Genomic DNA, 10,617 nt, shown 5'->3' with positions numbered 1-10,617 from the left:
AGTGTGCATCTCGCATGCAAGAGTAGGTCACCGCCAGGGGCTTTATCCCTCGAACGCCCTCACCGATCCCGGTGAGGGCGTTTGTTTTTGCCCGATATCCCTCCGCTCCACCTCCCTGCACCCTCTCTCCCAGACAGGCGCCCCGCCGTCATCCGGGGCCACGATCCCCTATCATGCCGTGAAGGCGATGGCTGCGGAGCGCGATCTTGTTCGTACATGTCGAGACACGCAGGCGCCGGCAATGGCAGTGGGCCACCTTGCTCGTCGTCAGCTTGTGTGTGCTCTGCTTCGTGTGGCTTGCCTTGCTGCCGTTGCAACGGCGAATCGCCGTGTTGCTGGAATGGGGCACCGTGCCAGCCAGCATCTTCAATGCACACGAGCCACTGTGGCCCCAGCTGACCGACCCTTCGCTGCTGCGACTGTTCACTGCCTTGTTCATCCACGTCACCTGGTTGCACCTGCTGAGCAACCTGTTGTTCCTGGTGATCTTCGGCTTGCCGGGTGAACGCGCGCTGGGTTCGCTGCGTTTTCTGCTGCTGTTCGTGGTTGGCGGCGTCGTGGCGAACCTTATCGGCGCGCTGTCGCTGGCCGGCGTGCGCTTGCCGATCATCGGCTGCAGCGGCGCGGTGTCGGCGGTGGTCGGCACCTATGTGGCACTGTTTCCACGCGCGCGCCTGGGCCTGGTGCTGCCGCTGGGCCTGTACCTGGAATTCGTGCGGGTTCCGGCCTTCCTGTTGATCGGCATCTGGGTGCTGCTGCAACTGCTCTTCAGCTACGCAGGCCCCAGCTATGGCGCATACGTGTGGTGGGCGCACATCGGCGGTTTCGTGTTTGGCCTGGTGTTCGCCCTGTTCTCGCGCGACGCGATCGCGCGGCGCCTGCGCCATTGAGCCTCAACGATGGCGCGCCCCGTGAGACAGCCCGTGGCGGTGTGCGAAGCGCAGCAACAAGCCGCGCGCGACCGGCGTGGCAGCCACCTCGCGAAAGCTGCGCTGCGGGTCGAAGCCCTCGCGATGCATGTCGGCGCGCTTGCGGCGGATGTATGCACGCATCACGTCGGCGCTGAATTCGGGATGGAACTGCGTGCTGAGCGCATGCGGACCGTAGCGCAGCAATTGGTGCGGATCGCGCGCCGAACGCGCGAGCACCGTGACGCCGCGCGGTGCCTCCAGCACGCTCTGCTCATGCGTGGTGTGCGCGCGAAAGCTGGATGGAAGCTGGGCGGCCAAAGGGTCTTGCGCGGCAACTTCCAGCCTCTCGATCGGTTGCGTGCCGATCTCGCGACCACCGGGCAGGTAATCGACGCGGCCGCCCAGCGCGTGCGCCATCAGCTGGTGACCAAAGCAGACGCCGAACAGCGGCAACTCCGCGTCCATCGCATCGCGGATCCAGCCGGCCGTGCGTTCACTCCAGGGGGCGCGCTCGGTAACCATCGCCGCCGAGCCGGTGATGATGGCGCCAGCCAGCGCACCCAGACCGGGCAATGCATCGCCGGCTGCCACGTCGACGACCTGCAGCCGCGGCAACGGCAGCTGTGCGCCGAGCCGGAACCAGTGCGGGAAGTCGCCATGGCGGGCACGGATGGTGTCCGGCGCGCGGCCGGTGCGGATGATCAGGACGGGCTTCATGCGTTGCCGGACGGCTGGGATTGGACGGGATCGTCAGGTGCTTCGATGGGCGGCAGCACCGCCAGCACTTCCTGTACCGTGGTAAGCCCGCGTGCCACCTGTTCCGCGGCGGAAATGCGCAGCGGGCGCATGCCCTCGGACAGTGCGGCGTGGCCGAAGTTGCCCAATTCCAGTTGCGCCGCGATCAGTCCGCGCAGTCGCGGGGAGATCGGCATCATCTCGTAGATGCCGGTGCGGCCCATGAAGCCGGTATTGCGGCACTCCAGGCAGCCCGTCGGTGCACACACTTTCTCCGGCACGGGCAAGGGCCAGCCGTGGGTGAGCGCGGCCCATTCGTGCGGGTCCTGCGCAGCTTCGCGCTTGCAGTAGGGGCACAACGTGCGCACCAGCCGCTGAGCGACCACGCCGGTGAGCGTGGACTGGATCAAGTAATGCGGCACGCCCAGGTCGAGCAGGCGGGTTACCGCGCTGGGCGCGTCGTTGGTATGCAGGGTGGAGAGCACCAGATGGCCGGTGAGCGAGGCCTGCACTGCCATCTGCGCGGTCTCGAGGTCGCGGATCTCGCCCACCATGATGATGTCCGGGTCCTGACGCAGCAGGGTGCGCACGCCGGCGGCGAAATCGAGTTCGATCGCGGGCTGCACCTGCATCTGGTTGAACTCGGGCGAGACCATCTCGATCGGATCCTCCACCGTGCAAACGTTGATCGCCGGCGTGGCCAGGTGTTTCAGCGTCGAATACAGCGTGGTGGTCTTGCCCGAGCCGGTAGGGCCGGTGACCAGCACGATGCCGTGCGGTCGCTCCACCATGTGGCGCCACTGCACGGTCTCGCCCGCGGAGAAGCCGAGCTGGGCGAAATCCTTCACCACGAGGTCGGGGTCGAAGATGCGCAGCACCATTTTCTCGCCGAACGCGGTGGGCATGCTGGAGACGCGCAGCTCCACCTCGCGCCCGGTCGACGAGCGGGTCTTGACGCGGCCGTCCTGCGGGCGGCGCTTTTCGGCCACGTCCATGCGCGCGAGGATCTTGATGCGCGCGGTCACCGCGCTCATCACGGGTGGGGGCAGTTCGAACACCTTGTGCATCACGCCGTCGATGCGGAAGCGCATCTGCCCGGCTTCGCGGCGCGGTTCCAGGTGGATGTCCGAGGCGCGCTGTTCGAAGGCATACTGCAGCAGCCAGTCGACGATATGCACCACGTGGCGGTCATCGGCACCCACCTCGCCGCTCTTGCCCAACTCCACCAGCTGCTCGAAGTTGAGGATGGCCGAAGTGTCGTAGCCGCCATTGGCTTTCGCGTCCTGCGCCAGCTGGATCGAGCGCTGGACGCCGTAGAACTCCTGCAGGTAGCGGTTGATGTCGATGGGACTGGATACCACCCGGTGCACGTCCCGCCGCAGCATGTGCGAGAGGTCGGTAGCCCAGGCGGCGTCGAACGGCTCGGCGGTGGCGAAGGTCACCTCGCCGGTCGCCGCGGCCACCGGCAGGATGCGATGCCGCTGCGCATAGGCGTGGCTCACCACCTGGGTAACCGCGGCCACGTTGACCTTCATCGGGTCGATCTTGAGGTAGGGCAGGCCGGCGTGCCCGGCCAGCCATTCGACCAGCGCCTCCAGGCTCAGCGGTCGGCCAGGATCGCGCTGGTTCGGCAGCTTGGCGTTGGCGATCAGCACCAGCGGGTGCAGCTCCACCGCGCTGCGGCCGGAACGCGAACCCATGCGCACCTGCCTCGCGTCTTCGGCGCCCAGGTAGCCGTCGACCACCAGCGCGGCGAGCAATTCGTCCAGTTCCAGTCGGCCACGACGGCCGAGCAGGCTTGCGATTTGTGGTGATGCGGCCATCCGGACAACTCCCCCGAAGGCGCGGCACAACGGCGAAAAACCGCGCTGCAGCTATACTAACGCGCTTTGTTCACGGTCACGGAAAGCCATGTCCGCACGTACCTTCCAGGATGTGATCCAGACCCTCAACCGCTATTGGGGGAGCCAGGGTTGCGTGCTGCTGCAGCCGCTCGACACCGAGGTCGGTGCCGGCACCTTCCATCCCGCCACCTTCCTGCGCTCGCTGGGGCCCGAGCCCTGGGCGGCGGCCTACGTGCAGCCCTCGCGCCGCCCAACGGACGGACGCTACGGCGAGAATCCGAACCGCCTGCAGCACTACTACCAGTACCAGGTGGTGATGAAGCCGAATCCGGACAATATCCTTGAGCTCTACATCGGCTCGCTGAAGGAACTGGGCCTCGATCCGCTGGTGCACGACCTGCGCTTCGTCGAAGACAACTGGGAATCGCCCACGCTCGGCGCCTGGGGTCTGGGCTGGGAGGTGTGGCTGAACGGCATGGAAGTCACCCAGTTCACCTACTTCCAGCAGGCCGGTGGCCTGGAGTGCCGCCCGGTGACCGGCGAGATCACCTACGGCCTCGAACGCCTGGCGATGTACCTGCAGAACGTGGACAACGTTTACGACCTCGTCTGGACCGAGGGTCCGCACGGCAAGGTCACCTACGGTGACGTGTTCCACCAGAACGAGGTAGAGCAGAGTACCTACAACTTCGAGCACGCGAACGTGCCGGAACTGTTCCGCTGGTTCGATGTGTGCGAGGCCACTGCCAACCAGCTGATCGCGGCGAATCTGCCGTTGCCGGCCTATGAGCAGGTAATGAAGGCCAGCCACACCTTCAACCTGCTGGATGCTCGCCGTGCGATCAGTGTTACGGAACGCCAGCGCTACATCCTGCGCGTGCGTACGCTGGCGCGCAGCGTGGCCGAGACTTACGTGGCGCAGCGCGGGAAGCTCGGCTTTCCGGGACTGAAGAAGCACACCAGGGAGCAGGCTGCATGAGCGCCGCCAAGTCGCTGCTGATCGAACTGGGCACCGAGGAACTGCCGCCGAAGGCGCTGGACGAATTGTCCGCCGCTTTCCTGCGCGGCGTCTGCGAAGGATTGACGAAGCGCGGCATCGAGGCCGCCGTCGACAGGGCGAAGGCCTATTGTTCGCCGCGGCGCCTGGCCGTCCACGTGCCGCGTGTCGCCTCGATGCAGCCGGAACAGACGGTGGAGCGCCGCGGCCCCGCGGCCAACGCCGCGTTCGACGCACAGGGCCAGCCCTCCAAGGCGCTCACGGGTTTTGCGCAATCCTGCGGCGTCACTGTGGAGCAGCTGGAAAAGCTGGAGACCGACAAGGGCGCGTGGTACGTGTTCCGTGCGGTGAAGCCGGGCCAGACGCTGGCGGCACTGTTGCCGGAGATCGTGGACGAGGCGCTCAAGGGCTTGCCAATCCCGCGTCCGATGCGCTGGGCCGACCACGAATACGCCTTCGTGCGTCCCGTGCACTGGCTGGTGATGCTGCACGGCGCGGATATCGTCGATGGCGACGTGCTGGGTCTGGCCAGTGGCCGCAAGTCGCGTGGTCACCGCTTCATGCATCCGCAGCCGGTACATGTGGCCGATGCCGATGGCTGGCTCGATGCGATGCGCAGCGCCAAGGTGCTGGCCGATCCAGCCGAACGGCGGGCGCGCATCCGTGACGAGGTGGCGCTCGCGGCTAAGGAAACAGGTGGCGTGCCACGACTGGGGGATGCTCTCCTCGACGAGATCGCGAACCTTACCGAGTGGCCGGTGGCGATCGCCTGCAACTTCGAGCGCAGCTTCCTCGCCGTACCGCAGGAGGCGCTGGTCACCACCATGGAGACCAATCAGAAATTCGTGCCGGTGTTCGACGCGGACGGCAAGCTCACCGAACATTTCATCGGCCTCGCCAACGTCGAGTCGAAGCAACCCGCCGAGATCCGCAAGGGTTATGAGCGGGTGATCCGTCCGCGCTTCGCCGACGCGAAATTCTTCTGGGACGAAGACCTGAAGGTGCCGTTGGCGAGCTACCAGGAACAACTCAAGAGCGTCACCTACCAGCAGGCGCTGGGCAGCCTGTGGGACAAGAGCGTCCGCGTCGCCGAGCTGGCGCGCATCATCGCCAGCCGCGTCGGTGTCGATGCGGGTGCCGCCACCCGTGCGGCCAGCTTGGGCAAGTGCGATCTGCTCACCCGCATGGTGGGTGAGTTTCCCGAACTGCAGGGGGTAATGGGCCGCTATTACGCCAGTCACGACGGGGAGCCCGCAGAAGTGGCTATGGCGCTGGACAGCTACTACCAGCCGCGCTTCGCGCGCGATGGCATCGCGGCCGACCGGCTGGGTCAGGTGCTGGCCGTGGCCGAGCGCCTCGACACGCTCGCCGGCATCTTCGCGGTGGGCATGAAGCCCAGCGGCAACAAGGATCCGTTCGCCCTGCGCCGCGCTGCGCTGGGCCTGGCGCGAACCCTCATCGAGGGCGGCCTGGAGCTGGATCTGCGTGGCATGTTCGTCGAGGCACTGGAGCTGCTGCCCGAGGCGGCCCTGGTGGCCGGCGTGAAGCCCGGCAGGGACGGCACGCCGCCCGTGGTCGATGTCGGCCTGCGGCGCGCGGGTTTGGCCATCGAGCTGGTCGACTTCGTGCTGGATCGACTGCGCGGCTATTACGCGGAGCAGGGCTGCCCGGCCGAGGCCTACGAGGCCGTGCTCGCGGTGCGGCCGGACACGCTGCCAGACTTCGACCACCGCCTGCGCGCCGTGGTCGAGTTCGGCCACTTGCCGGAAGCGGCCAGCCTGGCCGCGGCGAACAAGCGAGTGGCGAACATCCTGCGCAAGCGGGCCGAGGAGGAGGGCGGCGAGTCGATGCCGATGCACGACGTGGTGGATCCGGCCCATTTCGAGGGCGATGCGGAACGTTCCCTGGCTGATGCGCTCGCGGCGGCGGGCACGGAGACCAGCGAGGCACTGGCGCGCGGCGATTACACCAGTGTGTTGAAGCGGCTGGCGCAGCTGCAGGCGCCAGTGGACGCGTTCTTCGAGCAAGTGCTGGTAAATGCCGAAGACCCGGTGGTTCGGCGCAACCGGCTCGCGTTGCTGGGGCGGCTGAAGGCTGCGTTCGGTGCGGTGGCCGACATCGCGCTGCTGCGCGGGTGATTCCGCGACCACCCTCGAGCGGGCGATCAGGCGATCAGTCGCCGATGGCCGCACTCTTTCTCCAGGGACAAAAAACGCGGCGATCCGTGCGGATCGCCGCGTCGTGATGCGCGCCGGGACACTCAGGCGGTTTCGCGCGTCCTCGCTTGGCGGATGCGCTCGGTCAGCTGACGGTTGAACTTCAGCATGGCAGTGGCGTCCACGCTCGATCCGTCGACGCCCAGGATCTCGTAGAGGTGGCTGAGCATGTCGGTGTTCTCGGCCAGCGTCAGCGGGCTGTTCGCCAGCTCCAGTTCCGATTGCAGGATCTGCATGGCGGTATTCAGCCGATTCGGATCGACCGCGGCATCGGCATGAGTTGCCATGCGCTGGGGGGCGTGGCCGACACGGCCCCGTGCACGTTGTGGCGAGATGGTCTCGGAGCTGTATTGCGGGTCGTCCCCGCCGCCGGCCTTCGGGTCGACCTGCAGGGCACCTTCACCGGCGACGAGCCAGACCAGCGAGATGCCCAGCGTGCGGGCCAGGGTGACGCAACGTGCGCGGGAGGGGTCGGTATGGCCGTCGCGCCAGCTGCGCACCACGCCTTCGGAGAAGCCGCACATCCGTGCGATCTCGGTGGCGCTGCCCACGCGCTGGATCAGCAATTTGATGCGATCGGCGAAAGTCGACTGGAGTGGATCGTGCGGAAGTTTCTGCGTATTCATGCTGATGCCCGTGTTGCAGGGAGGGTTGATCGCGAGTTTGCGCACTTTCTTGTCGAAAGAGCGTGGCGATGGCGTGAAGGAGACGTCTGGCTGCGGTGGATTCTTGCGATCACGGTCTGCCCCTGCATGCCCGACCAAGCGCTTCCGAACGACGGCTCGGGACGAACGCTCCCGTGGAAAATGATAAGCGCCGCCAAGAAGTTTCGGTTGACGGGTACCATTCAGCCGTTTCGTATACGTTCACGCAAAATTGTGGGTAGACCGGCTTGACTTTCCCGCGGCCCCGCCTTTTGGGCTATGCTCGGCGTTTCCCCCGCGATGAAACCGAGGCGCCCCACGCTGTCCGGTTTCCGTGTTCGATCCAACTCAGTAACGAGGCTTACCCCCATGCGCAAGATGGTTTTGTCGGTGATGTCGTTGGCCGCGCTGGCCTTGGCCGGCTGCGGTTCTTCGACGTCGTCGCAGACGGAGAATGGCGCCGCCAGCGCCAGTTCGACAGCGGTCGCCACCGCGAGTTCCGTGAGCGGCACGATCACGGTGCGCGGCCCCATCCAGCCGTCGCCGAACGCGCAGCTGGTGATCAACCTGGTCGACGTGTCCTCCACCCAGGCAGGCTCCGCTCCGTTGGCCAGCAAGACCGTGTCTTCGGGTGCCACCTTCCCCTATTCGTTTGAACTGAACTTCAAGCCGGGCGAGATCAACCCGGCGGACCTGTACGTGGTGAAGGCCACTCTTACCGACGGTGCCCGCCACTACTCGATGCCGATCCAGGCGCCGGTGCTGACCAAGGGCAACAAGAACCAGGCCACGATCGAACTGGTCGCCGAGCAGACTCCGGCCGAAAAGGACCTGGCCGACTTCAACACGCTGATCAAGCAGATCGGCGGCATGAAGGTATCCACCGGCACCAAGCTGGATCCGAACGCCTCGCGCGGCTGGCAGGTATTCCGCCAGAACGGCGAGACGAAGGTCATCCGCGAACTGGTGGATTACGGCGACAAGGGCTTCACCAGCACCGATTTTGCCTACCGGAACGGTGCGCCGTGGGTGGCCGTGCAGCAAAAGAAGGCAAGCAAGGACGCCGCGCCCACTTCGATCGAGCGCGCCAGCTGGACCGAGAACGGCATGGTGGTGCTGCACGAGCAGCAGACCGGCAGCAAGAGCGGCGAGCTGGATGCCGACGCGGCAGGCAGCCTGCGCCAGCAGGCGCTGACGATCTACAACCTCGCCGGCGGCAACAGGAAGAAGTAAGCCGCCGCATCCGCGACACGAAAAAGGCCGGCATTGCCGGCCTTTTTCGTGGGTGACTCGCTGGTTGCGATCATCCGGATCGAGAGGATCGGACGAACGGTCATCCATGGCCACATTTCTCAGAAGGCGTACTTCAGGCCCAGGTTGACACTGTTGTACTTCTGGCTGTTGTCGCTGAAGCGGCCGCTGTAGCCCACCCAGCCGCTGAAGCGCGAATTGAACTGCGCGGACAGGCCCAGGTCGGCAGTGCCCCAGGTCTTGTCCGGCACGTAGCCGGTCAGCGCGAAGCTGCCGTTCATGCTGTTGAGCCCTGCGGTGATGTCGCGTGCGTCGGCCTTGTTGTCGTGGTTCCAGGCGATCTCGGCGTACGGGGCCAGCACGGTGCTGCCGGCCTGCCAGTGGCCTTGCACACGCCAGCCCAGCGTGCCGATCAGCGCGTCGCGCTGCTGGCGACCGAACCACATCGCGGTGCTGTCGTTGCCGTCTTCGCTGTAGCCGTTGACCTTGATCGTCTGCCATTCGAGGTTGGCGAACGGCCCGGTGCGCACGCTGCCGAGATCGAACCACCAGCCGCCGGTAAGGCCCGCGCCCAAGTGCGAACCGTCGGCCTTGCCGGTCTCGCTGCGCGAGGTGGTGCCGAGCGCGAAGCGGCGATCGATGTTGCTGAAGTTGGACTGGCCGAAGTCCGCGTAACCGCCCACATAGCCGCCGGCCTGGTGCCAGGTGACGTAACCCAGGCCGCTCACGTCCTGCAGCTTGTAGCCGCCGCCGCCGGCGAAGTCGGCATTGTGCTGGCCCACGCCCAGCGCGATGCCGGCGGAGAAGTTGTCGCTGGCGCGCACATCCATGCCGAGGGTGAGGTTGACGTTGTCGCTGGTGGTCTTCGGCGAGTTCGCCTGGCCATCGAAGCGCTGGTGCGCGTAGTCCACGTTGACAAAGGCGCGGGTATCGCTGCCGTTGCCGTCGGCCAGCATCTCGTTGCGGATCGCGCGGGTCTGCGCGGTGCTGGCCGCCAGCGGCGCTTCGCCCAGCAGCGAGACCTGGCCCGGGGCGGCGATCTCGGACAGCACGACCTGGGCCAGCATCGCGTGCGTCGCGGTGGTGGGGTGCACGCCGTCGGCGAACAGGTAGCTCTGGTCGGTGCCCGCTGCGTAGCTGTAGGGCAGTCCCGAACCCTGCGGGCCGCACTGCACCGAGCTGCCGCTGCAGGCGGGAGTGGTGACATTGCTGAAGCCGTAGGCCGAGGGATTGGCGATCACCTCGTTGAGCAGGGCGTAGGTATTCACCGGAATCACGTTCAGGCCTTGGCCGCTGAGCTGCGCCAGGCCCGTGTTCAGGGTGCCGTTGAACAGCACCGACAGCTGGGTGGCGCCTGCCGAGGCGGCAGCGCCGCCGGCCATGGCCTCGGGGGTCTTGCCGATGTTCGGCAGGTTGTAGACCACCACGTACTTGGCGCCGCTGGCCTGCAGCTGGCCGAGCAAGCCGAGCTCAGTCTTCGCCGCGTTGACCGTGCCGGCGGCGAGTGCATTCGGATCGGTGGTGGTGCCGGTCAGGTAGAAGATGTCGTTGGCACCACCCCAAACCTGGTACAGCGTGCTCGAGTCGGCATGCCCGCCATTGGCGGCCAGATACATCTGGAACTGCAGCGGCAGCGTCGGCACGGGGGCCACGCCCTGAACCACGCCAGCACCACCGAAGGCGTAGTCGGTCCCACCCAGCAGGGAGGCCTGGATCGGACTGCCCAATCCCGCGGCGACCAGTTCCGCTGCTGTCTTGCCCGGGTTGGTGGTGAAGCGCAGCGGCACAGGCGAACCCTGCGAAAGCGACAGGTTGCCGGCGTCGCTGAGGCTGTCGCCGAACACGACGACCTTGCTGAAATCCGTGGCGCTGGCCGCGCTGCTGAACAGCAAGGCGGCAGCGATGGCGCCCACCAAGTGACGGGTACGAAGCATGGAAGTACTCCTCGGCCGGGATGGCCTTGTTAGATGGGTGTTACGGTACGGTATTCCATACGGAACCGCATGCTGCAGCGCATCG

The 10,617-nt window shown here is 66.3% G+C and carries 9 protein-coding genes; 4 read left to right on the top strand and 5 right to left on the bottom strand.

The window, feature by feature from the left end; translation table 11 throughout:
- Positions 1-206 precede the first annotated feature (206 nt).
- Positions 207-890 carry a rhomboid family intramembrane serine protease gene (locus AC2EWF_RS17970; protein WP_483640769.1) on the top strand — a complete coding sequence of 228 codons (684 nt, stop codon included), beginning with the start codon at positions 207-209 and terminating at the stop codon, positions 888-890.
- Positions 891-893: 3 nt separating this feature from the next.
- Here AC2EWF_RS17970 and AC2EWF_RS17965 read toward each other — a convergent pair whose 3' ends face one another.
- On the bottom strand, positions 894-1,628 hold the full coding sequence (locus AC2EWF_RS17965; RefSeq protein WP_483640768.1) for a glutamine amidotransferase: 735 nt from the start codon (positions 1,626-1,628) through the stop codon (positions 894-896).
- On the bottom strand, positions 1,625-3,469 hold the full coding sequence (tfpB, locus tag AC2EWF_RS17960) for a type IV pilus assembly ATPase TfpB (RefSeq protein ID WP_483640767.1): 1,845 nt from the start codon (positions 3,467-3,469) through the stop codon (positions 1,625-1,627). The genes AC2EWF_RS17965 and tfpB overlap by 4 nt, the downstream gene beginning before the upstream one ends.
- 88 nt (positions 3,470-3,557) lie before the next feature.
- Between tfpB and glyQ the strand changes: the two genes are divergently transcribed.
- Positions 3,558-4,469: a glycine--tRNA ligase subunit alpha gene (gene glyQ / locus AC2EWF_RS17955; protein ID WP_483640766.1), complete on the top strand. Its 912-nt coding sequence runs from the start codon at positions 3,558-3,560 to the stop codon at positions 4,467-4,469.
- Complete coding sequence (gene glyS / locus AC2EWF_RS17950) at positions 4,466-6,625, top strand: glycine--tRNA ligase subunit beta (RefSeq protein WP_483640765.1); 2,160 nt, start codon at positions 4,466-4,468, stop codon at positions 6,623-6,625. Before glyQ ends, glyS begins: the two co-directional genes overlap by 4 nt.
- 122 nt (positions 6,626-6,747) lie before the next feature.
- On the opposite strand, the gene AC2EWF_RS17945 is transcribed toward glyS, so the two are convergent.
- Together AC2EWF_RS17945 and AC2EWF_RS17940 are read right to left on the bottom strand one after the other, a co-directional pair.
- A complete protein-coding gene (locus tag AC2EWF_RS17945; RefSeq protein ID WP_483640764.1) occupies positions 6,748-7,467 on the bottom strand; it encodes a helix-turn-helix domain-containing protein in 720 nt (239 codons plus the stop codon).
- An 83-nt stretch (positions 7,468-7,550) separates the two neighbouring features.
- On the bottom strand, positions 7,551-7,865 hold the full coding sequence (locus AC2EWF_RS17940; protein ID WP_483640763.1) for a hypothetical protein: 315 nt from the start codon (positions 7,863-7,865) through the stop codon (positions 7,551-7,553).
- Between AC2EWF_RS17940 and AC2EWF_RS17935 the strand changes: the two genes are divergently transcribed.
- Positions 7,849-8,580, top strand: a complete 732-nt coding sequence (locus tag AC2EWF_RS17935; protein ID WP_483640762.1) for a YbaY family lipoprotein — start codon at positions 7,849-7,851, stop codon at positions 8,578-8,580. The two genes, AC2EWF_RS17940 and AC2EWF_RS17935, sit on opposite strands and share 17 nt — an antisense overlap.
- A 119-nt stretch (positions 8,581-8,699) precedes the next feature.
- Here the strand turns inward: AC2EWF_RS17935 and AC2EWF_RS17930 are convergent, their stop codons facing one another.
- On the bottom strand, positions 8,700-10,532 hold the full coding sequence (locus tag AC2EWF_RS17930) for an autotransporter outer membrane beta-barrel domain-containing protein (RefSeq protein WP_483640761.1): 1,833 nt from the start codon (positions 10,530-10,532) through the stop codon (positions 8,700-8,702).
- Positions 10,533-10,617 lie beyond the last annotated feature (85 nt).

It is taken from the genome of Rhodanobacter sp. sgz306013, assembly GCF_057031145.1.
The sequence above is the reverse complement of the archived record's forward strand: the minus strand, read 5'-3'. Positions and strand labels throughout refer to the sequence as shown.